The organism is uncultured Jatrophihabitans sp., from assembly GCF_964251945.1.
Lineage (GTDB): Bacteria > Actinomycetota > Actinomycetes > Mycobacteriales > Jatrophihabitantaceae > Jatrophihabitans.
The window spans coordinates 1-25,109 of record NZ_CAXULP010000004.1 but is presented as its reverse complement, the minus strand read 5'-3'; the positions used below and the strand labels follow the sequence as shown (position 1 = coordinate 25,109).

21 protein-coding genes and 1 rRNA gene are annotated in these 25,109 nt (G+C 72.8%); 19 read left to right on the top strand and 3 right to left on the bottom strand.

The genetic code is table 11. The features are described from left to right. Positions 1-74: 74 nt before the first annotated feature. Together ACFFBG_RS10070 and ACFFBG_RS10065 are read left to right on the top strand one after the other, a co-directional pair. Entirely contained in the window at positions 75-431 is a 357-nt protein-coding gene (locus tag ACFFBG_RS10070) for a helix-turn-helix domain-containing protein (RefSeq protein WP_375478215.1), read from the top strand. 249 nt (positions 432-680) lie between these two features. Next, positions 681-1,406 (top strand): TetR/AcrR family transcriptional regulator, encoded by a 726-nt coding sequence (locus tag ACFFBG_RS10065; protein WP_375478213.1) that lies wholly within the window; start codon positions 681-683, stop codon positions 1,404-1,406. A 3-nt stretch (positions 1,407-1,409) separates the two neighbouring features. On the opposite strand, the gene ACFFBG_RS10060 is transcribed toward ACFFBG_RS10065, so the two are convergent. The 3 genes from ACFFBG_RS10060 to ACFFBG_RS10050 form a co-directional block, all read right to left on the bottom strand. Further along, a complete protein-coding gene (locus tag ACFFBG_RS10060) occupies positions 1,410-2,243 on the bottom strand; it encodes an Fpg/Nei family DNA glycosylase (RefSeq protein WP_375478211.1) in 834 nt (277 codons plus the stop codon). A gap of 78 nt (positions 2,244-2,321) precedes the next feature. Further along, the gene (locus ACFFBG_RS10055) at positions 2,322-6,959 is read right to left on the bottom strand and encodes an ATP-dependent helicase (RefSeq protein WP_375478209.1); all 4,638 of its coding nucleotides are present in this window, start codon (positions 6,957-6,959) and stop codon (positions 2,322-2,324) included. Positions 6,960-6,979: 20 nt separating this feature from the next. After that, positions 6,980-7,270 carry a DUF1844 domain-containing protein gene (locus ACFFBG_RS10050; RefSeq protein WP_375478710.1) on the bottom strand — a complete coding sequence of 97 codons (291 nt, stop codon included), beginning with the start codon at positions 7,268-7,270 and terminating at the stop codon, positions 6,980-6,982. Positions 7,271-7,597: 327 nt separating this feature from the next. Between ACFFBG_RS10050 and infC the strand changes: the two genes are divergently transcribed. The 17 genes from infC to ACFFBG_RS09965 all read left to right on the top strand — a co-directional run. Further along, the gene (gene infC, locus ACFFBG_RS10045; RefSeq protein WP_375478708.1) at positions 7,598-8,215 is read left to right on the top strand and encodes a translation initiation factor IF-3; all 618 of its coding nucleotides are present in this window, start codon (positions 7,598-7,600) and stop codon (positions 8,213-8,215) included. A 34-nt stretch (positions 8,216-8,249) separates the two neighbouring features. Then, positions 8,250-8,444: a 50S ribosomal protein L35 gene (gene rpmI, locus ACFFBG_RS10040; RefSeq protein WP_375478207.1), complete on the top strand. Its 195-nt coding sequence runs from the start codon at positions 8,250-8,252 to the stop codon at positions 8,442-8,444. 63 nt (positions 8,445-8,507) lie between these two features. Continuing rightward, entirely contained in the window at positions 8,508-8,906 is a 399-nt protein-coding gene (rplT, locus tag ACFFBG_RS10035) for a 50S ribosomal protein L20 (RefSeq protein ID WP_375478205.1), read from the top strand. A gap of 24 nt (positions 8,907-8,930) precedes the next feature. Next, positions 8,931-9,698 carry a TrmH family RNA methyltransferase gene (locus ACFFBG_RS10030; protein ID WP_375478203.1) on the top strand — a complete coding sequence of 256 codons (768 nt, stop codon included), beginning with the start codon at positions 8,931-8,933 and terminating at the stop codon, positions 9,696-9,698. Positions 9,699-9,953: 255 nt separating this feature from the next. Beyond that, positions 9,954-11,057 (top strand): phenylalanine--tRNA ligase subunit alpha, encoded by a 1,104-nt coding sequence (pheS, locus tag ACFFBG_RS10025; RefSeq protein WP_375478201.1) that lies wholly within the window; start codon positions 9,954-9,956, stop codon positions 11,055-11,057. Positions 11,058-11,124: 67 nt separating this feature from the next. Then, positions 11,125-13,596, top strand: a complete 2,472-nt coding sequence (gene pheT / locus ACFFBG_RS10020; protein ID WP_375478200.1) for a phenylalanine--tRNA ligase subunit beta — start codon at positions 11,125-11,127, stop codon at positions 13,594-13,596. A 73-nt stretch (positions 13,597-13,669) separates the two neighbouring features. After that, the gene (argC, locus tag ACFFBG_RS10015) at positions 13,670-14,683 is read left to right on the top strand and encodes an N-acetyl-gamma-glutamyl-phosphate reductase (RefSeq protein WP_375478198.1); all 1,014 of its coding nucleotides are present in this window, start codon (positions 13,670-13,672) and stop codon (positions 14,681-14,683) included. A 31-nt stretch (positions 14,684-14,714) separates the two neighbouring features. Beyond that, the gene (gene argJ / locus ACFFBG_RS10010; protein ID WP_375478196.1) at positions 14,715-15,866 is read left to right on the top strand and encodes a bifunctional glutamate N-acetyltransferase/amino-acid acetyltransferase ArgJ; all 1,152 of its coding nucleotides are present in this window, start codon (positions 14,715-14,717) and stop codon (positions 15,864-15,866) included. After that, complete coding sequence (gene argB / locus ACFFBG_RS10005) at positions 15,863-16,765, top strand: acetylglutamate kinase (RefSeq protein ID WP_375478194.1); 903 nt, start codon at positions 15,863-15,865, stop codon at positions 16,763-16,765. Before argJ ends, argB begins: the two co-directional genes overlap by 4 nt. Continuing rightward, positions 16,762-17,967, top strand: coding sequence for an acetylornithine transaminase (locus tag ACFFBG_RS10000; RefSeq protein WP_375478192.1), 1,206 nt, complete (start codon positions 16,762-16,764; stop codon positions 17,965-17,967). The genes argB and ACFFBG_RS10000 overlap by 4 nt, the downstream gene beginning before the upstream one ends. Further along, entirely contained in the window at positions 17,960-18,886 is a 927-nt protein-coding gene (gene argF / locus ACFFBG_RS09995) for an ornithine carbamoyltransferase (RefSeq protein ID WP_375478190.1), read from the top strand. Before ACFFBG_RS10000 ends, argF begins: the two co-directional genes overlap by 8 nt. Positions 18,887-18,929: 43 nt before the next feature. After that, on the top strand, positions 18,930-19,439 hold the full coding sequence (locus tag ACFFBG_RS09990) for an arginine repressor (protein ID WP_375478188.1): 510 nt from the start codon (positions 18,930-18,932) through the stop codon (positions 19,437-19,439). A 34-nt stretch (positions 19,440-19,473) separates the two neighbouring features. Continuing rightward, complete coding sequence (gene argG, locus ACFFBG_RS09985; protein ID WP_375478186.1) at positions 19,474-20,916, top strand: argininosuccinate synthase; 1,443 nt, start codon at positions 19,474-19,476, stop codon at positions 20,914-20,916. Next, complete coding sequence (gene argH / locus ACFFBG_RS09980; protein ID WP_375478184.1) at positions 20,909-22,330, top strand: argininosuccinate lyase; 1,422 nt, start codon at positions 20,909-20,911, stop codon at positions 22,328-22,330. Before argG ends, argH begins: the two co-directional genes overlap by 8 nt. Before the next feature lie 10 nt (positions 22,331-22,340). Next, a complete protein-coding gene (locus ACFFBG_RS09975; protein WP_375478182.1) occupies positions 22,341-22,970 on the top strand; it encodes a DNA-3-methyladenine glycosylase in 630 nt (209 codons plus the stop codon). A gap of 5 nt (positions 22,971-22,975) precedes the next feature. Next, positions 22,976-24,226, top strand: a complete 1,251-nt coding sequence (gene tyrS / locus ACFFBG_RS09970; protein WP_375478180.1) for a tyrosine--tRNA ligase — start codon at positions 22,976-22,978, stop codon at positions 24,224-24,226. Between the two features lie 567 nt (positions 24,227-24,793). Beyond that, positions 24,794-25,109: ribosomal RNA gene (locus ACFFBG_RS09965) — 16S ribosomal RNA — on the top strand; the annotation flags it as partial.

Genomic DNA, 25,109 nt, shown 5'->3' with positions numbered 1-25,109 from the left:
AAGGCGCCGCGCGCGCCCGGGGCCGTTCGGTACGGTGAGATCACGTCCGGCTCCATCCGCAGAAGGGGGTTCCGATGCCCGTGCTCCGACAGGTCGTGGGTGACACCCTGCGCGCCGTCCGGATGCGCCAGCGGCGCACGCTGCGCGAGGTCTCCGCAACCGCCCGGGTGAGCCTTGGCTATCTCTCCGAGGTCGAACGCGGCCAGAAGGAGCCGTCGTCGGAATTGCTGGCGGCAATCTGCTCGGCGCTCGACGTCGAGCTCTCCGAGCTGTTCGCCGAGGTCAGCCAGATCCTGCGGCGCGAGGAGAAGCTCGTGCTCGCCGGCCGGGTCTCCTTGCTCGGCGCGAACTCCGCGCGGCTGACGCCCGCACCGCAGGTCGACGCCAGCGGGGCGACGCGCGTGCGCGCGATGCCCGTCGCCGCGGCCTGACAGCGGCCCGACAGCGGTGCCTGGGCCTTTGCGGGGCTGGCACGGGGCCGTTCCTAGTGGTCGGATGACGTCCGTTATTCGGCGGGACAAAACGGAAATCAGTCACACCCGTCCCAGGTTCGGCGACCCGCCGACGCGCCTGCGCAACTGTGCCGGCGCCGGCCCCTAGCGTCGTCCTGGTAGCGACATAGCGCGCCGGAAACGCCGGCGCGTCCGGGGTTCGCCATGACTGGGAAGGCCGCACTCACCATGACAAACCCGCTCGACACCCTCTTCCGGACGACCGCAGCCCCACCGCCGATCGCGTCCGCCGCGCCGGTGCGCACCAAGGGCAGCCACAGCCGAGCCGGCAACGCGATGAGCCGCACCCGGTCGGCGCTGCTCGCCGGTGCCGCGGCGGCGGTCGAGGTGAGCGGGACCAAGATCGCGATGGCCCAGGTGGCCGCCAGCGCGGGGGTCGCGAAGGCGACGCTGTACAACCACTTCCGCACCCGGGATGCGGTGCTCGACGAGCTCGTCGTGGCGCAGGTCCGCGCGATCGTCGAGGACCAAGCCGGCAAGCCGCTGCCGACGGCGCTCGCCGACGCGGCGGCGGCGATCTCCGGCCATCCGGTGCGCCGTGGGCTCGCCCGCATCGAGCCGGCGACGCTCGCCCACCTCGCCGTCGTGGACGCCAACGCGCAGGGCTGGCAGTTGGCCAGGGCAAGCCTGGTCGGCGTGCTGACGGCGGCCGGGCGCGGCGGCGCGGACACCGTGCTGCGCTGGCTCGCGTCCTACTTGATCACGCCGAGCGGCCCGTCGGCGATCGCCGCCGACGTCGCTGTGCTGCTGGCCGGACTGCCGCATGTCCAGCCGGCGGCGGCGCAGCCGGGCGAGGCAGAGTCGGCGGCTTCGCCCAGCTCGCCCGCCTTTCCCAGTGCTTCCGATGGCTTTGCGACAGCGCTCGCCGGTTACGCGAGCGCGCCCGCCGGCTGATCGTCACCGCCGGCTCGCGGGCTGATCGTCACCGCCGGCTCGCCGCGCCGGCTCCGGCTGGCAGGTCGGACACCAGTACGTGCCGCGGGCCCGCGGCGGCGCGCCCTGGTCGGCCCGCCGGACGGGCGTCCGACACCGTAGGCACGGTTGCCCGCTGCGTTCGTACACCCAGTGCTGGCGGCCGCGTTCGGTGAATCCGGTCGTGGACTGCTCCGGGTGGTCGCGGTTGGCGCGCAGCACCCGGTGGCACGTCGCGACTAGCTCGGCGAGACCGGGGACGTCATCGACGCGGGTCCACGGATGCACGCGCTCCATGAACAGGACCTCGCACTTGTACATGTTGCCGATGCCGGCGAGGTTGCGCTGGTCAAGCAGCGCCTCGCCGATCGCGGCGGCCGGGTCGCGGCGCAGGTTGGCCGCGGCCTGGTCCGCGTCCCAGTCCGGGCCGAGCAGGTCGGGGCCGAGGTGGCCGACCACCCGCGCCTCGTCGGCGCGGGCGAGCAGCCGAAGATCGTGCACCCGGTACCCGGTGGCCAGCCACTCGGCGTTGCCCAGCAGCGCGCGGATCAGGTGGTCCGGGTGCCGCCGAGGCGGCCGGCCGCCCGTCCGCGAGAGGTACCAGGAGCCGTCCATCCGCAGGTGGCTGTGCAGGGTCAGGTCGTCGTCGATGCGCGCCAGCACGTGCTTGCCGCGGGCCAACACCTCGGTCACCGTCCGGCCGCGCAGGTCTACGGTCGCCATCGCCGGGACGCGGAAATCGCTGACGGTCAGCTGCCGGCCGCTGAGCCCCTTATGCAGCCGGCTCGCGGTCAGCCAGACGGTGTCGCCCTCAGGCACAGCTCGATCGCCCCACACGCCGGAGCACCGCACGGGGCCGGAGCACCGCACGAGGCCGGAGCACCGACACGACGCCGTTCAAGCACGCAGCCGCAGCCCGCGCGGCGTCGGCCGGAACCCGGCCTCTTCCAGCGCGTCGCCGAGCGCCGACGCGGACACCGGCGCCCCGTCTGCTCGCTCGACCTGCAGGCGGCCCAGCGCGCCGTCGCGCACCGACAGCGCCAACGCGTCGGCGGCGGGTTGCAACACGGCCGGGTCGTCGGTGAACGACAGCAGCGTGCGACCGCCCCGCTCCACGTAGAGCACGCAGTCGCCGTCCACGGTGACGACGAGCGCGCCGGCTTTGCGCGCGGCCTGGTGACCCCGGCCGCCGTCGGCCGGTCTCGGTGCCTGCGGCCAGGGCAGCGCCGCGCCGTAGGGGTTCGCCGGATCGGTGGCTGCCAGCACGAGCGCGCGAACGCCGTCGGCGGCCCGCGTGTCGATCGGCCGTGCCTCGGCGCGCAGCCGGTCGACCGCGCCGGGCAGCGCGAACTGCGCCGCGCCGAGTCCCTCGACGAAGTAGCCGCGGCGTGCACGTCCGGACTCCTCGGCAGCCTTCAGCACGGGGTACACGGCGGAGAAGCCGCCGGTGATCCGCTCGGCGCCCACCGAACCGCGGGTGACCACGCCGTACCGGTCGAGCAGCACGTCGGCGGCGGCCAGGGCCCGACGGGTCGGGTCGGCGTCCCGCGGCGGGGCGGCCGACCAGCGGCCGGCCATCCCGGCGGGCGCCGCGCGCGTCGCGGTGCTGGCCAATCCAGACGCGCCCAATCCGGCATACCTGCCGTACCGGGACCGGCGCGGCCGTGGCTTGCGCGCGTGCGCGGTCCTGCTCGCCGAGCCGAGCAACGAGCGCACCGGACCGAACGTGTCGTTGGTCAGCCACCCGGCCCAGACCAGCTCCCACACGGCTCGGGCCACCTCGTCGTCGGGCCGTCCGCCGCCGGAACGCTCGGCCAGCGAGCGGAAGAAGAGGGCCTCATCGCCGCCGAGCGAGTCGCGCACGGCGCGCGCCAGCTCGTCGTCCACCTCGTCCGGCGGCGGCAGGACGAGCGTGGCGACGTCGCTCGGCGCCAGCGACACCCAGCCGTCGTTGCCGGCGAGCGTTCCGGCGCCGGCCCAGACCACCTCGCCGGACAGTGTCAGCTCGTCGAGCAACGCAGGGGAGTAATCGGCCACCCGGCCCGGCAGCACCAGGGTTTCGAGCGCGCTGGCGGGGACGGCGACGCCGGCGAGTTGCTCGATCGCCCGCAGCACACCGTCGACCCCGCGCGAGGACCGTGCGCCGAGCCCCTGCCAGGCCGGCACGAAGCGGGCCAGCGCCGCCGGCGGGACCGGCTCGACCTCTTTGCGCAGCGCGGCCAGCGACCGTCGGCGGATCGCCCGCAGCACCTCCGCGTCGCACCACTCGGCGGCCATCCCGCCGGGGCGGAGCTCCTTTGAGGTCCCCGCGGAATCGCGAAGTGCTCTCCGCGCAGCGACTTCGAGGGGTGAGAACTCGCCCTGCACCAAGCGACCGCTCGCGCCGAGCCGGGCTAGTGCGGTCGCCACCACCGCGACGCCAAGCCCGAGCCGCCGCGCGACGTCCTGGGCGAGGAACGGGCCGTGGGTGCGCGCGTAGCGGGACACGAGATCGCCGAGCGGGTCACGCACCGGCTCGGTGAAGGCCTCGGGCACGCCCACCGGCAGTGCGGCGCCGAGCGCGTCGCGGACTCGGCCGGCGTCCTCGATCGCGAGCCAGCGTTGCTCGCCGGCGATGCGGACCCGCAGCACCCGGCGGGCGTCCTCGAGCGCGGCGAGATCCTGCGGCGTCGCGCCGCGGGCCAGCGCCTCGTCGGTGGTGAGGTCGCCGACCGCCCGCAGCAGATCATGCACGCCGTCCGGCCCGCGCGCGTGCCGGTCCGGGGCGAGCCGGGCGATCTCCGCCTCCACCGTGGCGATCGCGTCGGCGTCCAGCAGGTCCCGCAGGTCAGTGGCCCCGAGCAGCTCGGCGAGCAGCGTCGCGTCGAGGGAGAGCGCCTGGGCCCGTCGCTCGGCCAGCGGCGCGTCGCCCTCGTAGAGAAAGGCGCCGACGTAGCCGAACAGCAACGACCGGGCGAACGGCGACGCGGCCGGCGTCTCGACCTCGACCAGCCGGACCGAGCGGCCCGCGAGGTCGCGCATCAGGCCGACGAGCCCGGGCACGTCGAAGACGTCCTGCAGGCACTCGCGCATCGCCTCCAGGACGACCGGGAAGTCGGCGTACTCGCTCGCCACCTGCAGCAACTGGTTGGCGCGCTGGCGTTGCTGCCACAGCGGCGCCCGGCGCCGCGGGTCGCGCTTCGGCAGCAGCAAGGAGCGGGCCGCGCACTCGCGGAACCGGGAGGCGAACAGCGCTGAGCCACTGACCTCGTCGGTCACCAGCGCCTCGATCTCCGCCGGCTCGAAGACCGCAAGGTCTGCGCCGGGCGGCTCGCCGTCAGTCTCCGGCAGGCGCAGCACGATGCCGTCGTCAGAGTGCATCGACGACACGTCGAGACCGAGGCGTTGCCGCAATCGCGCCGTGATGGCCAGCGCCCACGGGCCGTTGACCGGCGCGCCGAACGGCGAATGCACGACCAGCCGCCAGTCGCCGAGCTCGTCGCGGAAGCGCTCCACGAGAATCGTCCGGTCGTCCGGCACCTGGTGGGTCGCCGCTTTCTGTTCGGCGAGGTAGGCGAGCAGGTTGTCCGCGCCCCATTCATCGAGTCCCGCTGCCTCGGCGCGCGCCCGCGCGACAGCCGGCGGAGCCTGCGCGACCTCGCGCAGGAACGCGCCGAGCGCACGGCCGAGCTCGACCGGCCGGCCGGGGGAGTCGCCCTTCCAGAACGGCATCTTGCCGACCTCGCCCGGCGCCGGAGTGACCAGCACTCGGTCGTGCGTGATGTCCTCGATGCGCCAGGAGGACGAGCCGAGCAGGAACACGTCGCCGATCCGCGACTCGTAGACCATCTCCTCGTCCAGCTCGCCGACGCGTCGGCCCGGACCGTCGCCGCTGGCGAGGAAGACGCCGAACATGCCGCGGTCGGGGATCGTGCCGCCGCTCGTGACCGCGAGCCGCTGGGCGCCGCGCCGGCCGGTCAGCTCGCCGCTGACCCGGTCCCACACGAGGCGCGGCCGCAGCTCGGCGAACGCGTCGGAGGGGTAGCGGCCGGCGAGCATGTCCAGCGTCGCCTCCAGCGCCGCGCGCGGCAGGCCGGCGAACGGGGCGGCGCGTGCGACGAGATCGGCCACTTCGTCGACGGTGACCGTGTCGAGCGCGACCATGGCGACGATCTGCTGGGCGAGCACGTCGAGCGGGTTGCGCGGATAGCGCATCGACTCGATCTCGCCGGCGCGCATGCGCTCGGCGACGACGGCGCATTCGACGAGGTCGCCGCGGAACTTGGGGAAGATCACGCCCGCGGACACCGCGCCGACCTGGTGCCCAGCCCGGCCCACTCGCTGCAGCCCGGCCGCGACCGACGGCGGCGACTCGACCTGGACGACGAGGTCGACGGCGCCCATGTCGATACCGAGCTCCAGCGAGGACGTCGCGACGACCGCAGGGAGCCGCCCAGCCTTCAGATCCTCCTCGACCAGCGAGCGCTGCTCGCGCGACACCGAGCCGTGGTGCGCCCTCGCCACCACAACGTCGCCCGCTGGGCGGCCGGACCCGGCCTGGGCCATCAGCTGGGACGGCCGCTCGTCGCGCGAGCGCTCGTCGCGTTGTTCGTTCGCCTCCTCGTCCTGCCGGACGACTGCGCGCTCGGCGGCCAACTCGTTCAAGCGCGCGGTGAGCCGCTCAGCCAACCGACGGGAGTTGGCGAACACGATCGTCGAGCGGTGCGCCTCGACGAGATCGAGCACCCGTTCCTCGACGTGCGGCCAGATCGACGTTCGTCGCTGGGCGCCCGCGGCCGCGCCGGTGAGGTCGTCGCTCGGCTCGCCGATCGCCGACATGTCCTCGACCGGCACCACGACCCGCAGGTCGAAGGTCTTCGTCGTCGCGGGTTGTACGACGGCGACCCGCCGACCGCCGGCCAGGAAGGTGGCGACTTCGTCCACCGGGCGCACGGTGGCCGACAACCCGATGCGCTGCGCCGGCCGCTCGAGCAACGCGTCCAGCCGCTCCAGCGACACCGCCAGGTGCGCGCCGCGCTTCGTCGGGCACACCGCGTGCACCTCGTCGACGATCACCGTGTCGACGCCGCGCAGCGCCTCGCGGGCCGCCGAGGTCAAGAGCAGGAACAGCGACTCGGGCGTGGTGATCAGGATGTCGGCCGGCCGGCGGGCGAACAGCCGCCGCTCGTCGGCCGGGGTGTCGCCCGAACGCATCGCGACCGTGATGTCCGGCGGGGCGAGCTCGAGCCGGCCGGCCGCCTGTCGGATGCCCGCGAGCGGCCCGCGCAGATTGCGCTCGACGTCGACCGCGAGGGCTTTCAACGGGCTGACGTAGACCACGCGGCAGCGCTTGGCCGGATCCGCCGGCGCCGGGTCGCGGGCGAGCCGGTCCAGCGCCGAGAGGAACGCCGCCAGCGTCTTGCCCGAGCCCGTCGGCGCGACCACCAGGGTGTGCTCGCCGCGGGCGATCGCGTCCCACGCGCCCTCCTGGGCCGGCGTCGGCGCGGCGAACGCGCCGTCCAGCCAGGCCTGGGTCGGAGGGGAGAAACGCGGCATCGGATCAGTGTGCCCGCGGGCTACGACAGAAGTCGCTCGCCCGGGCCCTGCCCCGGTTCGTCCGGATACGGCGACGCCTCGCGGAACGCCTGCTGCAGCGTGCGCAACCCGTCACGCAGCGGTATCCGGTGCGGCCCGAGGTCGCCGAGCGAGGCGGCCAGCAGGCCGGCGAGCGCGGCGATCAGCCGGCGCGCCTCGTCGAGATCGAGCGCCTGCTCGCCGTCGGGCGCGAGCCCGAGCTTCTCCGCGGCCGCGCTCATCAACAGCACCGCGGCGCGGCTGATCACCTCGACGGCCGGAATCTCGGCCAACTCGCGAACGTCGGCCCCGCTCGCGGAACCCTCGGCCTCGCCCGCGGACGTGGCGGACGTGTCGGCCGCACCCGCGGAAGTTGGGGACAGCTCGGCCACGCTGATACCCTGACACTGCGACCAGCCCCCGTTCTCGGCGGGGGTGTGCAAGCGGAAGCCTTGAGCCTCCCACCCGACCAGCCATGCGACATCGGCGCGTCGGGTCCGGTCCCCGTCTCTCGGCTGCCGCCGGGTGGTGGGCAGCGCCGCCTTTTCCGGCGGCGTGGACCGGTCGGCTCCTCGGCCCCGTGCGCGCTCGCGCAGCGGGGCCGTCCTCATCTTCACGGGCTGCCGCGCACCCGCTCTACGAGAAGACTTCTAGGAGGTCCCATCAGTTCCGAACCAAGGATCAACGACCGGATCCGCGTGCCCGAGGTGCGCCTCGTCGGCCCCGAAGGCGAGCAGGTCGGCATCGTGCCGATCGGCAAGGCCCTCGAGCTGGCGGCAGAGTCCGACCTGGATCTCGTCGAGGTCGCGCCGATGGCGCGCCCGCCCGTCTGCAAGCTCATGGACTACGGCAAGTTCAAGTACGAGAGCGCGCAGAAGGCGCGTGAGGCCCGGCGCAACCAGGCCCTCACCGTCATCAAGGAGATGAAGCTCCGCCCGAAGATCGACTCGCACGACTACGAGACCAAGAAGGGTCACGTCGAGCGGTTCCTGAAGCAGGGCGACAAGGTGAAGGTCACGATCATGTTCCGCGGCCGCGAGCAGTCCCGCCCCGAGCTGGGGTTCCGGCTGCTTCAACGTCTCGCCGAGGACATCGGCGAACTCGGCTTCGTCGAGTCCTCGCCGAAGCAGGACGGCCGCAACATGGTCATGGTCGTGGCGCCGCATCGCGCCGGCGCCTCGACCCGGGCCACCCGGGTGCCGCGGCCGGCCGAGCCGCAGCCCGACGCCGTCGAGTAACACCTCCATCGCTGTACCAACCAAAGGACCTCCGATGCCCAAGAACAAGACGCACAGCGGCATGAAGAAGCGGGTGAAGACGACCGGCACCGGCAAACTGCTCGTCCAGCGCGCCGGCATGCGGCACAACTTCGAGCACAAGCCGTCCCGGCTGACCCGCCGGCTGTCCGGGACCCAGACGCTGTCGCCGAACGACGTGCCCCGCGTCAAGCGGATGCTCGGCCGCTGAGGCTCGCGCCTTCGTCCACCTGCCGCTCGATCGCCGAGCGGCCCGACTCGCAAGGAATCCACCGTGGCACGCGTCAAGCGGGCAGTGAACGCCCACAAGAAACGCCGGAGCACTCTCGAGGCCGCCAGCGGCTACCGCGGGCAGCGCTCGCGGCTCTATCGCAAGGCCAAGGAGCAGCTGCTCCATTCTGCGACCTACCAGTACCGCGACCGCAAGGACCGCAAGGGTGATTTCCGGCAGCTCTGGATCACCCGCATCAACGCGGCGGCTCGCGCAAACGACATGACCTACAACCGGTTCATCCAGGGCCTGCGGCTCGCCGGTGTCGAGGTCGACCGCAAGGTCCTCGCCGACCTCGCCGTCAACGACGCGCCGGCCTTCGCCGCGCTGGTCGAGGTCTCCCGAGCGGCAGTGGCCGCCGAAGGAATCGGCGGCGCCGCGGCGCAGTCGCCGGCGGCCTGAGGGCCGTCCCCACGTCAGCGCTCAGTGCCGCTCAGCTCCGCCAACGCCCGGCTCGCGGCGGCCCGCCGTCTCACCCGACGGCAGGGCCGCAGCGACGCCGGGCGTTTTCTCGCCGAGGGCGCCCAAGCGGTGCGCGAGGCGCTCGCCGCCGATGCGGTCCTCGACCTGTTCGCCACCGCCGAGGCCCGCGAGCGGCATCCGGACCTCGCCGTGAACGCCGCGCAGATCTCGGCGAAGGACGCCGCGTCGCTGTCTGAAACCGTCACCCCGCAGGGCCTCGTCGCGGTCTGCCAGCTCTTCCAACCGACGCTCGCGGAGGTGTTGGCGGCCCGGCCCCGGCTGCTTGCGCTGCTGGTCGAGCCGAACGACCCGGGCAACCTGGGGACGGTGATCCGCACCGCCGACGCCGCAGGCGCCGACGCCGTCGTGGTCCACGGAGGGGTGGACGCCTACAACGGCAAGGCTGTTCGAGCCAGCGCCGGCAGCGTCTTCCACCTGCCGATCCTCGACAGCTCGGCAATGGACGCGCTGGTCGCCGCACACGCAGCAGGGCTGCGGACGCTCGCGACAACCGGCGCCGGCGCGTGCGACCTCGACGAGTTGATCGACGCCGGCGTGCTCGCCGCGCCGACCATGTGGCTGTTCGGCTCCGAGGCGCACGGCCTGCCGCGAGAGGTGATCGACGCGGCACGGGACAGCGTGCGCGTCCCGCTGCGCGGCCGAGCCGAGAGTCTGAACCTCGCCGCCGCCGCGGCGGTCTGCCTTTACGCGAGCGCCCGGGCCCAGCGCTGATCCACTCGAGTCTTGGCCGGTAGCGGCGCCGCCTCGGCGCGTCGCGCCGCCCCGGGGCCACGGGTTCTGGCAAGCGCCGTTGCGTCCTGGCGATAGGCTGGCGCCATGTTCGCGCAGCAGACGGCGTCGCCCGCGATGACGTTTGCCGCGCGGCTCGCGGCCGCCTTCGCGCGCGCCTGAGGCCCGGGCGTTAGCGCCCCGTCAGCCCTGGACGCTCTGCCCTCGCACAGACCGTGCCCACGTCAGGAATGCCGCATGCCCTCTGAGAATTTCGACCCCGTCGAGGTCGCCGCCCTGCAGCCGCAGGCCGTCGACCACGCGGTCGCCGATGCCCTGGCCGCCATTGCCGCCGCCGCTGACCTCGACCAGCTCAAGGCCGCGCGCCTGGCGCACGCCGGTGACCGCTCGCCGCTTGCCCTCGCGAACCGCGAGATCGGCGCGCTGCCCCCGGCCGGCCGGGCGGCCGCGGGCCAGCGGGTCAGCAAGGCGCGCGGCGCAGTCAACACCGCTATCGCCGCGCGGCAGGCCGAGCTCGAACGCGAACGGGACGAGCGCGTCCTCGTCGAGGAGGCCGTCGACGTCACCCTGCCCACCGGCCGGCGCCGTATCGGCGCGCGACACCCGATCACGACCGTGCAGGAATTGCTCGGCGACATCTTCCTGGACATGGGGTGGGAGATCGCCGAAGGCCCCGAGGCCGAGGCGAGTTGGTTCAACTTCGACGCGCTAAACACCCCGGCTGAGCATCCGTCCCGCGATCTCACCGACACCTTCTACGTCGACTCGCCGGACTCCGGCGTCGTGCTGCGCACGCAGACCTCGCCGGTGCAGATCCGCGCGATGCTCGAGCGCACCCCGCCGATCCACATCGTCTGCCCCGGCCGGGTCTACCGCACCGACGAGGTCGACGCGACCCACTCGCCGGTCTTCCACCAGCTCGAGGGGCTCGCCGTCGACGAAGGCCTCACGATGGCGCATCTCAAGGGCGCCCTCGACCACATGGCCGAGCGGTTGTTCGGCGTCGGAACGTCGACCCGGTTGCGCCCGCACTACTTCCCGTTCACCGAGCCGAGCGCCGAGATTGACCTACTGTGCTTCGTCTGCCACGGCGAATCGCTGACGAAGCCCGACCGGCCGTGCCGCACCTGCGGCAGCGAGGGCTGGATCGAATGGGGCGGCTGCGGCATGGTCGACCCGAGGGTGCTGGTCGCGTGCGGCATCGACCCGGACCGCTACAGCGGCTTCGCGTTCGGCATGGGCATCGACCGCGCGCTCATGTTCCGCAGCGGCGCCGCGGACATGCGCGACATGTTCGAGGGCGACGTCCGGTTCACCCAGGCCTTCGGAGTGGACGCGTGAGAACACCCCACGAGAACGCTCCGCACACAACGCTCTACGGTCCCGCGTGGACCCCGAAGGACAACCAATGAGGGCCCCGGTCAGCTGGTTGGCCGAGCATGTCGCGCTCCCCAAGGGCATCACCGGCCGACAGCTCGCCGACGCGTTGATCCGCGTCGGGCTCGAGGTCGAGCGTGTCGAGTCCGGCGCGGACGACCTCACCGGCCCGATCGTCGTCGGCCGGGTGCTGTCCGCCGCAGACGAGCCGCAGAAGAACGGCAAGACGATCCGCTGGTGCTCCGTCGACGTCGGCGAGGACGAGCCTCGCGGAATCGTCTGCGGGGCGCACAACTTCGCGGTCGGCGACCTCGTGGTCGTTTCGCTGCCTGGCGCCGTGCTGCCCGGCGGCTTCGCGATCGCCGCGCGCAAGACCTACGGACACGTCTCGGACGGCATGATCTGCTCGGTCCGCGAGCTCGGCATGGGCGAGGATCACGCTGGCATCCTCGTGCTGCCGGCCGGAGCCGCGAAGCCGGGCGACGACGCGCTCGACGCGCTCGGCCTGCGCGAGACCGTCTTGGACATCGCGGTCACCACCGACCGCGGCTACTGTCTGTCCATCCGCGGGCTCGCCCGCGAATGCGCCGCGGCGCTCGGCGTCGGCTTCACCGACATCACCGCCGACGTGCCCGCGCCCGACGGCGGCGCGTACGAGGTGCGCGTCGGCGACCCGGGCTGCGACCGGTTCGCCGCCCGGGCGGTCGTCGGGCTCGACCCGGCGGCGCCGACGCCCGAGTGGATGCTGCGCCGGCTGCGGCAATGCGGCATGCGCTCGATCTCGCTCGCCGTCGACGTGACCAACTACGTGATGCTCGAGACCGGTCAGCCGCTGCACGCGTTCGACCGCGCGAAGCTCCGCGGTCCGATCGTGGTGCGGCGGGCCCGGTCGGGGGAGACGCTGACGACCCTCGACGGCGTCACTCGCACGCTGTCGCCCGACGATCTCGTTGTCACCGACGCCAGCGGCCCGATCGCGCTCGCCGGCGTGATGGGCGGCGCGGCCACCGAGATCGGCGAGCACACGACCGACATCGTGCTCGAGGCCGCGCACTGGGCACCGTCGTCCATCTCGCGGACGGTTCGCCGGCACCGGCTGCCGAGCGAGGCTGCCAGGCGCTTCGAGCGCGGTGTCGACCCCGAGATCGCCGATGTGGCGCTGGCGCGCTGCGTCGAGCTGCTCACCGCGCACGGCGGCGCGCAATCGGTCGGCGGCCACACCGTCGTCGGCACGCCGGCGGCGGCGCCGGCGATCCAGCTCGACGCGCGGCTGCCCGGACGGGTGGCGGGCATGGCCATCGCCCGCCCGGACGTGATCGCCCACCTGCACGCCGTCGGCTGCGCGGTCGGCGGGGTCGACGGGGACGACGGGGACGGCGATCTGCTGCGCGTGCAGCCGCCCCCGTGGCGGCCAGACCTGCTCATCCCGGCGGATCTGGTCGAGGAGGTCGTCCGCCTGGCCGGTTACGACAAGCTGCCCTCGATCCTGCCGTCGGCGCCAGCGGGCGCCGGCCTGACCGGTCGGCAACAGCTGCTGCGCGGCGTCACCCGAGCGCTGGCCGGCGCGGGCTTCACCGAGGTGCTGTCGTTCCCCTTCGTGTCGCCGGCCGCCCGCGCCCAGCTTGCGCCGTCAGCCGGTCCGGCCGCCGTGCTCGTCAACCCGATCTCGGCCGACGAGCCGGAGCTGCGCACCTCGCTGCTGCCGGGGCTCGTCGCCGTCGCGCTGCGCAACATCGGGCGCGGCAACCGCGATCTCGCGGTATTCGAGACTGGCCTGGTGTTCTTGCCCAAGCCGGCCGCGACGCCTGCGCCGCTGCCCGGCGTCGGGCACCGGCCGACCGAAACCGAGATCGCTGCTCTCGACGCGCGCCTGCCAGACCAGCCGCGCCGGATCGCGGCCGTGCTCTGCGGCGCCGCGGACCCCGCTGGCTGGTGGGGACCTGCCCGTCCGAGCGACTGGGCGGACGCGATCGAGGCCGCGCGCGTCGTCGCGCGCGCCGCCCGGACCCAGCTCACCACCAGGCCGGTGGACACCGCGCCGTGGCATCCCGGCCGGTGCGCCGCGCTGGTCGTCGACGAACGGGTCATCGGCCACGCCGGCGAGCTGCATCCCCGGGTCGTGGCCGCGCTCGGCCTGCCGGAACGGACCTGTGCGATGGAGCTGGATCTCGACGTGCTGCCGACGCCGCAGCCGGCCGTGGCGCCGTCGATCTCCGGCTACCCGCCGGTGCTGCTCGACGTCGCGCTGGTCGTGCCGAGCGACGTCCCGGCGGCCGAGGTCGAGCGCACCCTGCATGACGCGGCCGGTCCGTTGCTGGAGTCGATCAACCTCTTCGACGTCTACGCCGACGCAGATCGACTGGGCGACGGTGTGCGGTCGCTGGCGTTCGCGCTGCGCTTCCGGGCGGCGGATCGGACGATGACCGTTGACGAGGCGACCGCCGCGCGAGACGCCGCCGTGTCGGTTGCCGCGGATCGGCACGGGGCGACGCTGCGTTCCTGAGTCCGTTCGGCGCTTGCCTGACGTCGCGGCCCCGCCGATGTATGGAGTTCCGCGGTAGTGCATAGTTGTGCATATGGGAGTTCGGGTCGCGATCGCGGGCGCCAGCGGCTACGCCGGCGGCGAGCTGCTGCGCCTCGTTGCTGCGCACCCCGACCTGGACCTCGTCGCGGCGACCGCGCACGGCAACGCCGGCCAGCGGGTCGGGGACCTGCACCCGAACCTGCGCTCGGTGGCCGACGTCGTGTTCGCCGACACGGCCGCCGATGTGCTCGCCGACGCGGACCTGGTGTTCCTGGCGCTGCCGCACGCCGCGTCGCCGGCACTCGCCGCCGCGCTGCCGCAGTCGACGAAGATCGTGGACCTCGGCTCGGGCCACCGGTTGACGGATCCGGCGGCGCACGAGCGCTACTACGGCGGCGAGCACCATCCCGCGTGGACCTACGGCCTGCCCGAGCTGCCCGGCCAGCGCGCGCTGATCTCGGCGGCCAGCCGCGTCGCGAACACCGGCTGCCATGCGGTTGCGGCGATCCTGGCGATCGCGCCGCTCGTCGCCGCAGGTGTCGCCGAGGCCGACGACATCGTGGTCACCTCCGCCAGTGGCACGTCCGGCGCCGGCCGGTCCGCGCTGACGCACTTGATCGGCAGCGAGGTGATGGGCGATCTCACCGGCTACCAGGTCGGCACGCACCGGCACGTCCCCGAGATCAAACAGGCGAGCGGCGCGCGCACGCTCACGATGACGCCGGTGCTCGCGCCCATGCCGCGCGGCATCCTCTCCACCGCCGCGCTGCGCCCGTTGGGCGCGGTCACCGCCGACGACGCGCGGGCCGCGCTCGTCCAGGCCTACGGCGACGAGCCGTTCGTGCACGTTCTGCCGATCGGGCAACAGCCGCGCACGTCGGCGACCGCCGGCTCCAACAGCGCGCACCTGCAGGCCGTCATCGACGTCGACTCCGGTCGGATCGTGGTCACCTGCGCCATCGACAATCTCGGCAAGGGCGCGGCCGGCCAGGCGCTGCAGAACGCGAACCTGATGCTCGGCCTGCCCGAGACCGCCGGGCTGTCCGCCGACGGGATCGCGCCGTGAGCACTCACCCAACACGCTGCGCGGGCCGCGCATGAGCGTCACCGCCGCACGCGGTTTCCGCGCCGCCGGTGTCGCAGCCGGGCTAAAGCAGTCCGGCGGGCTCGACGTCGCGGTCGTCGTCAACGACGGCCCGCTCGACGCCGCTGCCGCGGTATTCACCGGCAACCGCGTCCAAGCCGCGCCGGTCGTCTGGTCCCGGCAGGTCGTCGCCGACGGGCGCGCCCGCGCGGTCGTCCTCAATTCTGGCGGGGCCAACGCCTGCACCGGCCGGGACGGCTTCGCCGACACCCATCGCACGGCCGAGCACCTCGCCGCCGAACTGGGCATCGGCGCGGGCGACGTCATCGTCTGCTCGACTGGCCTGATCGGCGAGCGGCTGCCCATGCCGGCGTTGCTCGCCGGCGTGCACGCCGCCGTCGACGCGTTGGCCGCTAGCGGCGGCGCGGCGGCCGCCGACGCCATCCGCACCACCGACACCCGCGCCAAGCAGGCGGTCCATCAAGGCGACGGGTGGACGGTCGGCGGCATGGCCAAGGGCGCCGGCATGCTCGCGCCCGGACTTGCCACCATGCTCTGCGTCCTCACCACCGACGCCGCGGCTGACGCGGCGACCCTCGAGGCCGCCCTGCGCGCCGCCACCCGCGCCACCTTCGACCGCATCGACGCAGACGGGTGCATGTCCACCAACGACACCGTCGTCCTGCTCGCCAGCGGCGCGGCCGGCAGCGAGCCGACCGCCGAACAGCTCGCCGCCGCTGTGCGCGCCGTCTGCGCCGATCTGGCCGCGCAGCTTCTCGCCGACGCCGAAGGCGCCACCAAAGAGGTCGAGATCGAGGTCGTGCGGGCGGCCGACGAGGACGACGCCGTCGAGGTCGGCCGCTCGATCGCGCGCAACAACCTGCTCAAGTGCGCGCTGTTCGGCAACGACCCGAACTGGGGGCGCGTGCTCGCCGCGGTGGGCACCACCGGCGCCGCCTTTCGGCCGGACGAGCTCGATGTCGCGATCAACGGCGTCGAGGTGTGCCGGGCCGGCGCGGCGGGCGAGCCGCGCGAGAAGGTGGACCTCACCGGCCGGCAGATCCACATCCGGGTCGACCTGCACGCCGGCGAGCACGCGGCGACGATCTGGACCAACGACCTGTCGCACGCCTACGTCGAAGAGAACTCGGCCTACTCGACATGAGCGCGGCAGCTCCGGCGGGAAGCGCGCACGTGAAGGCGGCCACCCTGGTCGACGCCCTGCCGTGGCTCGCCCAGTTCCACGACAAGATCGTCGTCATCAAGTACGGCGGCAACGCGATGGTGAGCCCGGAACTGCAGGCCGCCTTCGCCGAGGACGTCATGTTCCTGCGCTACGCCGGCCTCAAGCCGGTCATCGTGCATGGCGGCGGCCCGCAGATCACCGAACACCTGAGCCGACTGGGCATCCAGTCGGAATTCCGGGGCGGCCTGCGCGTCACCACGCCGGAGATGGTCTCCGTCGTGCGGATGGTGCTGACCGGCTCGGTCAACGCCGACATCGTCAACCTGCTCAACGACCACGGCTCGTTCGCGATCGGCATGTCCGGCGAGGACGCGAGCCTGCTCACTGCCGAACGCCGACACGCGATGGTCGACGGCGTGCCGGTCGACGTCGGTCAGGTCGGCGACGTCGTCGAGGTCGACCCGTCGGCGATGCTCGCGCTCGTCGACGCCGGCCGGATCCCGGTGCTCGCCACCGTCGCCCGCGGCCGGGACGGGCTGACCTACAACGTCAACGCGGACACCGCGGCCGCCGCGGTCGCGGTCGGCCTCGGCGCGGAGAAGTTGATCGTGCTCACCGATGTCGAGGGCCTGTACGCCGACTGGCCGGCCAGCGATGAGGTCATCAGCCAGATCGACGCCGACGACCTCGCCGAGCTGCTGCCCCGCCTCGGCAGCGGAATGGCGCCGAAGATGGAAGCGTGCCTGCGGGCGGTGCAGGGCGGCGTGCCGCGCGCGCACGTCCTCGACGGCCGCGTGCCGCACGCGCTGCTGCTCGAGATCTTCACCAGTGAGGGCGTGGGCACGATGGTCGTGCCTGCGAAGGAGGGTGAGCGATGACCATCTCGCAACGCTGGCAGGCCGTCATGATGCCGAACTACGGCACGCCGCCCCTCGCGCTCGACCACGGCCAGGGCGTGCGCGTGTGGGACGTCGACGGCAACTCCTACCTCGACTTCGTCGGCGGCATCGCGGTGTCCTCGCTCGGCCACGCGCACCCGGCGCTCGTCGCCGCGGTCACCGAGCAGGTCGGCCGGCTCGCGCACACGTCCAACCTCGCGATACACGAACCCGGCGTTCGCCTCGCCGAGAAGCTGGTCGAGCTGCTCGACCTGCCCGCCCGCGTCTTCTTCGCCAACAGCGGCGCAGAGGCCAACGAGTGCGCGCTCAAACTGGCCCGCCTCGCCGGCCGCGCGCAGGGCCGCGCCGAGATCGTCTCCTGCCACGACAGCTTCCACGGGCGGACGTTCGGGGCGCTGTCGGTCACCGGCAACGCCGCCAAGCGCGAGCCGTTCGCGCCGTTGCCCGGCCCGGTCACGTTCGTCGACTACGGCGACGCGGCTGCCCTGCGCCGCGCGGTCGGCCCACGCACCGCCGCGGTCATCGTCGAGCCGACGCTCGGCGAAGGCGGCGTGATCGCGCCGCCCGCCGGCTTCCTCGCGGCAGCGCGGTCGATCTGCGACGACGGCGGCGCGTTGCTGATCGTCGACGAGGTGCAGAGCGGCATCGGCCGCACCGGCTCGTGGTTCGCCACCCAGGCCGAGGGCGTCCGCCCGGATGTCATCACCCTCGCGAAGGGGCTCGGCGGCGGCTTGCCGATCGGCGCCTGCCTCGGCGTGGGCGCGGCCGGCGAGCTGTTCGCGCCGGGCGACCACGGCAGCACCTTCGGCGGCAACCCGGTCTCCTGCGCCGCCGCCCTTGCGGTGCTTGCCACCATCGCCGACGACGGCCTGCTCGACAACGTCAAACGGGTGGGCGAGCACCTCGCCCGGAGGCTGGACGCGTTGGACAGCCCGCTGGTCGCCGAGACCCGTGGCAGCGGCTTGTGGCGCGCGGTTGGCCTCACCGGCCCGCACGCGTCCGCGGTCGAGGCCGCTGCTCGCCGCCGCGGGCTGCTCGTCAACGCGGTGAAGCCCACGGCCCTGCGTCTCGCCCCGCCGCTCGTGCTCACCGAGGCGGAGGTGGACGAGGCGGCGCCCATGCTGGCCGCCGCGCTCCACGAGGTCGCCGCGGCGACAGCCGAGGATGGCGCGGATGCCTAGACACTTCCTGCGCGACGACGACCTCGACCCGGCAGAGCTGCTCGAGGTGCTCGACCTCGCCGACGCGATGAAGGCCGACCGACACCTGCACCGCCCGCTCGCCGGGCCGCAGGGCGTCGCGCTGCTGTTCGACAAGCCGACGCTGCGCACCCAGCTGTCGTTCTCCGTCGGCGTCGCGGAACTCGGCGGCGTGCCCATCGTCGTGGACGGCCGCCTCGCCGGCATCGGCGTGCGCGAGTCGATCGCCGACACGACCCGGGTGCTGTCCCGCCAGGTGTCGGCGATCGTCTGGCGCACCTTCGGCCAGGAGCGGATCGCCGAGATGGCGTCGGTCAGCCCGGTGCCGGTCGTCAACGCGCTGACCGACCAGTTCCACCCGTGCCAGATCCTCGCCGACCTGCAGACTGTCCGCGAGCACAAGAAGCAACTCGCTGGCTTGTCGTTCGCCTACGTCGGCGACGCGGCGAACAACATGGCGCACTCGTACCTGTTGGGCGGCGCCGCGGCCGGCCTGCACGTGCGAGTGGCCGGTCCGGCCGGCTTCCAGCCCGACCCGGCGATCGTCGCCGACGCCCAGCGAATCGCCGCGGGCACGGGCGGGTCCGTGCTGGTGACGACCGATCCGAGCGCTGCCCTCTCCAGCGCGGACGTCGTGGCCACCGACACCTGGGTGTCGATGGGGCAGGAGGACGAACGGGCCCTGCGCGAGCTGCCGTTCCTCGACTACACGGTGACGACGAGCGCGCTCGAGGCCGCGGCGCAGGACGCGATCGTGCTGCACTGCCTGCCCGCCTACCGCGGCAAGGAGATCGAAGGCGCCGTGCTCGACGGACCACAGAGCGTGGTCTGGGACGAGGCGGAGAACCGCCTGCACGCGCAGAAGGCGCTGTTGACGTTCTTGTTGGAGCGATCGGCATGAGCACTGCACGCCGGGACCGGGCACGAACCCGACGCGGATCCTCGTGAGCGCGCCGAAGGTCGACCGCGTCACGAAGGCAGCTCGGCATGCCCGCATCGTCGAGGTGCTCGCCGGCCGCTCGGTCCGTTCGCACGCCGAGCTGGCCGAGCTGCTCGCCGCCGCGGGGATGCACGTCACCCAGGCCACGCTGTCGCGCGATCTTGACGAGCTGGGCGCGGTGAAACTGCGCACCCCGGACGGCGGGTTGGCCGCCTACGTCGTCCCTGAGGACGGCTCGCCGCTGGCCGCCCGGCGTTCGGACGACGCGCCGCCGCACCGGCTGGCCCGGCTGCTCAGCGAGATGTTGACGTCCGCCGAGGCGAGCGCGAACCTCGTCGTGCTGCGCACCCTGCCCGGCGCCGCGCAGTTCCTGGCGTCCGCGATCGACCGCGCGGCGCTGCCCGACGTGCTCGGCACGATCGCCGGGGATGACACGATTCTGGTCGTCGCCCGCGACGCCCGCGGCGGCCGCGCGCTCGCCGACCGGCTGCTGACCCTGCCGCACACCGTCTGACCCCGTTCGCATCCCGCCAAGGAGACGCCCGCCCGTGAGCAAGGTCCTCAGCTCCCTGCCTGTCGGCGAGCGCGTCGGCATCGCGTTCTCCGGCGGCCTCGACACCTCCGTCGCAGTCGCCTGGATGCGCGCCAAGGGCGCGGTCCCGTGCGCCTACACCGCGGACATCGGGCAGTACGACGAGCCGGACATCGCCGGCGTCCCCGCCCGGGCCACCGCCTACGGCGCCGAGCTCGCCCGGGCCGTCGACTGCCGTCGTGAGCTCGTCGAGGAGGGGTTCGCCGCACTCGCCTGCGGCGCGTTCCACATCCGCTCCGGCTCGCGCGCGTACTTCAACACCACCCCGCTCGGCCGGGCGGTCACCGGCACCATGCTCGTGCGGGCGATGCACACCGACGACGTGCACATCTGGGGCGACGGTTCGACGTTCAAGGGCAACGACATCGAACGCTTCTACCGCTACGGGCTGCTCGCGAATCCCGACCTGCGCATCTACAAGCCGTGGCTGGATGCCGAGTTCGTCACCGAGCTCGGCGGCCGCGCGGAGATGAGCCAGTGGCTGGTCGAGCACGAGCTGCCCTACCGCGACAGCAAGGAGAAGGCGTACTCGACCGACGCCAACATCTGGGGCGCCACCCACGAGGCGAAGACGCTCGAGCATCTCGACGTCTCGCTCGAGACCGTCACCCCGATCATGGGCGTGCAGTTCTGGGACCCGTCGGTCGCCATCGACAGCGAGGACGTCGTGCTGCGCTTCGCCGCCGGCCGGCCGGTCGCGATCAACGGCGTCGCCTACGACGACCCGGTGGCCCTCGTCCACGACGCGAACCTGATCGGCGGCCGGCACGGGCTCGGCATGTCCGACCAGATCGAGAACCGGATCATCGAGGCGAAGTCGCGCGGCATCTACGAGGCGCCGGGCATGGCGCTGCTCTGGATCGGCTACGAGCGGCTGCTGAACGCCATCCACAACGAGGACACCATCGCCAACTACCACCTCGAGGGCCGCCGGCTCGGCCGGCTGCTCTACGAAGGGCGCTGGCTCGACCCGCAGGCGCTCATGCTGCGCGAGTCGATCCAGCGCTGGGTGGCCTCGCTCGTCACCGGCGAGGTGCGGTTGCGGTTGCGCCGCGGCGAGGACTACACGCTGCTCGACACCCGCGGCCCAGAGCTGTCCTACCACCCGGACAAGCTGTCGATGGAGCGGACCGAGAACGCCGCCTTCGGCCCGGGCGACCGGATCGGCCAGCTGACCATGCGCAACCTGGACATCGCCGACTCGCGCGCCAAGCTCGAGCAGTATGCGGCGGGCTCCGCCGGCCAGCTCAGCCGCACCTACCTGTTCAGCGAACTCGAGGCCGCCGGTCTGGACGAGGGCGGCGCCGATCGCATCGCCGCCAACTCGCGCGGGGCGGGAACGGTGGGCAGCGACGAGACGGTGCTCGACCATGCGGCGATGGAGTCGGGAGTTGACTGAGCGGCCGGGCGCCGGCCGGCTCTGGGGCGGCCGGTTTGCCGGCGGCCCGTCCGACGCGCTCACCCAGCTCTCGCTGTCCGTGCATTTCGACTGGCGGCTCGCGCCGTACGACCTACGGGCCTCGAAAGCGCATGCCCGGGTCCTGCACGCGGCCGGACTGCTCACCGACGACGAGTGCACGCATATGCTGGTGGCGTTGGACGAGCTCGGCGCCGACGTCGCATCTGGCGCGTTCGTCGCGACCGTCGCCGACGAGGACGTGCACACCGCGCTCGAACGCGGGCTGATCGAGCGGCTCGGCGCGCTCGGCGGCAAGCTGCGCGCCGGGCGCAGCCGCAACGACCAGATCGCGACGGACCTGCGCCTGTACCTGCGCGAGCACGCGCGCAAGGTGGCGCTCGCGATCACGGAGGTCGAAACGGCGTTGATCGGGCAGGCGCGAGCTCATCCTAAGCTGCCGATGCCGGGCATGACGCATCTGCAGCACGCCCAGCCGGTGCTGCTGGCGCATCACCTGCTGGCACATGTGCACGCGCTGTCCCGCGACGTCGACCGGCTGCGCGACTGGGACCGGCGCGCCGCCGTCAGCCCGCTCGGTGCCGGCGCGCTCGCTGGCTCCTCGCTGCCGCTCGACCCGGCCCGGGTGGCCGCCGAGCTCGGCTTCGACCGGCCGGCGGACAACTCCATCGACGCCGTGTCCGACCGCGATTTCGCCGCGGAGTTCCTCTTCGTCGCCGCGCTGCTCGGCGTGCATCTCTCGCGGATCGGCGAAGAGGTGATCCTGTGGGCGACGTCCGAGTTCGGCTGGGCGCGCCTCGACGACGCCTGGTCGACCGGCTCGTCGATCATGCCGCAGAAGAAGAACCCGGACATCGCCGAGCTGGCCCGCGGCAAATCCGGGCGGTTCATCGGCAACCTCACCGGCCTGCTGGCCACGCTGAAGGGGCTGCCGCTCGCCTACGACCGCGATCTGCAGGAGGACAAGGAGCCGGTGTTCGACACCGTCGATCAGCTGCTCGTGCTGCTGCCCGCCGTGGCCGGACTGATCGCCACCCTCGTGTTCGACGAGCAGCGGCTGGCCGACGCGGCGCCGGCCGGCTTCGCGCTCGCCACCGACGTCGCCGAGTGGCTCGTCCGAAACGGCGTCGCGTTCCGCGAGGCGCACGAGATCAGCGGCGCCTTCGTCGCCTATTGCGAACGGCACGGCGTCGACCTGGCGGATGTGACGGACGCGCAGCTGGCCGAGATCGACGAGCGGCTGACGCCGGACGTTCGCGCCGTGCTGTCGGTCGACGGCGCGTTGCGGGCGAGATCGGCTGTCGGCGGCACCGCGCCGGCGCAGGTGATTCGCCAGCTTGAGCTGCTGACCGCGACGGTGGACGACCAGGCTGCGTGGGCCGCCTCGGCGCAGTGACGGCGTCTCGGTGACCGACGAGCTCCGGCGCAGGTTGAGCGGGGCGGCGACCTCCGTCGCGCCCCGTCTTCTCGGCGCCGTGGTCACGTCCAGCGTCGGCGGCGCCCGGGTCGCGGTCCGGCTGACCGAGGTCGAGGCATACGAGGGCCTCGATGATCCTGCGTCGCACGCGTTCCGGGGGCGGACGACCCGCACCGCGGTCATGTTCGGCCCGCCCGGCCATCTCTACTGCTACTTCACCTATGGCATGCACTGGTGCGCAAACGTCGTCTGCGGCGTCGACGGGGTGGCCGCCGCAGTCCTGCTGCGCGCCGGCGACGTCGTCGACGGCGTGGACGTCGCGTTCGCGCGCCGGCCCGCCGCGCGCCGCCCGGCCGACCTCGCCCGCGGGCCGGCTCGGCTGGCGACCTGCCTGGCGCTCGACGCCGCGCAGAACGGCATAGACCTGCTGGCCGTCGACGCGGAGGTCCAGCTCGGCGGCGTCGCGGCGCGCCGACCTCGCACGCTGGCGACCGGTCCGCGGGTCGGCATCACCGCCGCGGCGCACCGGCCATTGCGGTTCTGGGTCCCGGACGCGCCGTCGGTGTCGGCCTACAAGGCGGGCGGCCGCAAACAACGGCCGCCGCGACCGGCAGACTGAGCTGCGTGAGCGAGGACCCCACGGCGCGGCTGCCGCCCGACCTGCGCGAAGCGCACGAGGTGCTGGCGTCCGGCGCCGCCCAGATCCTGCCGGCCGACGGGCTGGCCGAGCGGCTGCTCGCGGCGCGTCGGGACAACCGGCCGCTGCGCGTCAAGCTCGGCATCGACCCGTCGGGCAGCGACCTCACACTGGGCCACGCCGTCGTGCTGCGCAAGCTGCGCCAGTTCCAGGATCTCGGCCACACCGCCGTCCTTGTCGTCGGCGGCTTCACCGGGCAGGTGGGCGACCCGTCCGGCCGGACGGCGACTCGCGCGGCGCAGAGCGCGGCCGACGTCATCGCCAACGCGAAGGGGTACTTCGACCAGCTCATGCGCGTGCTCGACCCGGGGCGCACCGAGGTCGTCAACAACGCCGATTGGCTCGGCGTGCTGAGCCTCGCCGACATCCTCGGCTACACCCGGCAGATGACCGTGGCCCAGTTGCTCGAGCGCGACGACTTCGCCCGGCGCTTCGCCGCACGCCAGCCGATCAGCCTGTCCGAGTTCGTGTATCCGCTGCTGCAGGGCATCGACTCGGTCGAGATCCGCGCGGACGTCGAGCTCGGCGGGACGGACCAGACCTTCAACAATCTGGTAGGGCGGGAGCTCCAGCGCTCCCGCGGGCAGGCGCCACAGGCCGTGCTCACCATGCCCTTGCTCGTCGGCACGGACGGCGTCGAGAAGATGGGCAAGTCGCTCGGCAACTACATCGCCATCGCCGAATCGCCCGAAGAGCAGTTCGGCAAGCTGATGAGCATCCCGGACTCCGTCGTCGGCATGTACGCCCGGCTATGCACCGCGCTGCACCCACGGCGGGTCGCTGAGCTCGAGGCCGCCGTCGAGGCCGGCGGCGCCGCGGCGAACAAGGCGAAGCGAGAGGTCGCCGCAGCCGTTGTCACGCTGTACCACGGCGCGAACGCCGCCCGTGCGGCGGAAGAGCGATTCGACGCGCTGTTCCGCCGCCACGAGGTGCCGCAAGACGTGCCGCACTTCGCGCTCGGGCTCGCCGATCCGGTGCATCTGCCCGCTCTCCTCGTCGCCACCGGCCTCGCCGTCAGCACCAGCGCAGCGCGCCGGGACATCAAGGGCGGGGCCGTCCGCGTTGACGGCGAGCCGGTGCATGCCGTCGACGTGCCACGCGTGGCGCTGATCGACCGGGTGCTCGCGTCCGGCAAGCGACGGGCCGTCCGACTCGTCAGCGCCGAAACCTCTGCGTAACCCAGCTCACAGGTCCAGCCACGGACGAGGGGGCAGGCACTAGCGGCCTCCGGAGCGCGAAAATCGCCGGAAATGCTGGGCGACGCGCGGGCAGCGGGCGAGTTTGCACTGCGCCGACGCGCTGGCTAGTGTTGGCGCTGTCCGCGAGACGGATCCGGGGGACGGCTCAGGCCGACAGGCCGAGCGACCCGGAGCCAGGCGGAATGTCCCCAAAGCACGAGGCGCGAGACTCTTCGAGCGCCCCGACCAAGTGGGATTGTGGGCGGTGCCGGTCGTGTTTGACCGGGCGAAACCGACCAGGTAGTGTCATTCGGGTTGCCCCCGATCATGCCGTAAGGGCTTGTGACGGTGCGCGTCCGCTCCTTGAGAACTCAACAGCGTGCCGAAAGTTAGTGCCATTTATTAACTCTCGTCCACGTTCGGCATCGCCGGGCGTGAACAAGATTCCTTTGGTACATCGAGCAAAAGAAACACCCAGCTCGTATGGACCAGTGATTGAATGTCGTCTGCCAAAGACGGCAGCTTTCTGTGTCGATAAACCGGCTTTGCCGGGGTTATCAATATACCTTCACGGAGAGTTTGATCCTGGCTCAGGACGAACGCTGGCGGCGTGCTTAACACATGCAAGTCGAGCGAGGCCCTTCCTTCGGGAAGGTGTCCTAGCGGCGAACGGGTGAGTAACACGTGGGCAACCTGCCCCTAGCACTGGGATAACCCCGGGAAACCGGGGCTAATACCGGATACGACTTCGGAAGGCATCTTCTGAAGTGGAAAAGGTTACTGGCTAGGGATGGGCCCGCGGCCTATCAGCTTGTTGGTGGGGTAACTGCCTACCAAGGCGACGACGGGTAGCCGGCCTGAGAGGGCGACCGGCCACACTGGG

Bases quoted from the DNA above. Each gene is read 5' to 3' on its own strand.
- ACFFBG_RS10070 (WP_375478215.1), top strand. From the start codon at position 75: ATGCCCGTGCTCCGACAGGTCGTGGGTGACACCCTGCGCGCCGTCCGG.
- ACFFBG_RS10065 (WP_375478213.1), top strand. From the start codon at position 681: ATGACAAACCCGCTCGACACCCTCTTCCGGACGACCGCAGCCCCACCG.
- ACFFBG_RS10055 (WP_375478209.1), bottom strand. From the start codon at position 6,959: ATGCCGCGTTTCTCCCCTCCGACCCAGGCCTGGCTGGACGGCGCGTTC.
- rpmI (WP_375478207.1), top strand. From the start codon at position 8,250: ATGCCCAAGAACAAGACGCACAGCGGCATGAAGAAGCGGGTGAAGACG.
- pheS (WP_375478201.1), top strand. From the start codon at position 9,954: ATGCCCTCTGAGAATTTCGACCCCGTCGAGGTCGCCGCCCTGCAGCCG.
- pheT (WP_375478200.1), top strand. From the start codon at position 11,125: ATGAGGGCCCCGGTCAGCTGGTTGGCCGAGCATGTCGCGCTCCCCAAG.
- argC (WP_375478198.1), top strand. From the start codon at position 13,670: ATGGGAGTTCGGGTCGCGATCGCGGGCGCCAGCGGCTACGCCGGCGGC.
- argJ (WP_375478196.1), top strand. From the start codon at position 14,715: ATGAGCGTCACCGCCGCACGCGGTTTCCGCGCCGCCGGTGTCGCAGCC.
- argB (WP_375478194.1), top strand. From the start codon at position 15,863: ATGAGCGCGGCAGCTCCGGCGGGAAGCGCGCACGTGAAGGCGGCCACC.
- ACFFBG_RS10000 (WP_375478192.1), top strand. From the start codon at position 16,762: ATGACCATCTCGCAACGCTGGCAGGCCGTCATGATGCCGAACTACGGC.
- argF (WP_375478190.1), top strand. From the start codon at position 17,960: ATGCCTAGACACTTCCTGCGCGACGACGACCTCGACCCGGCAGAGCTG.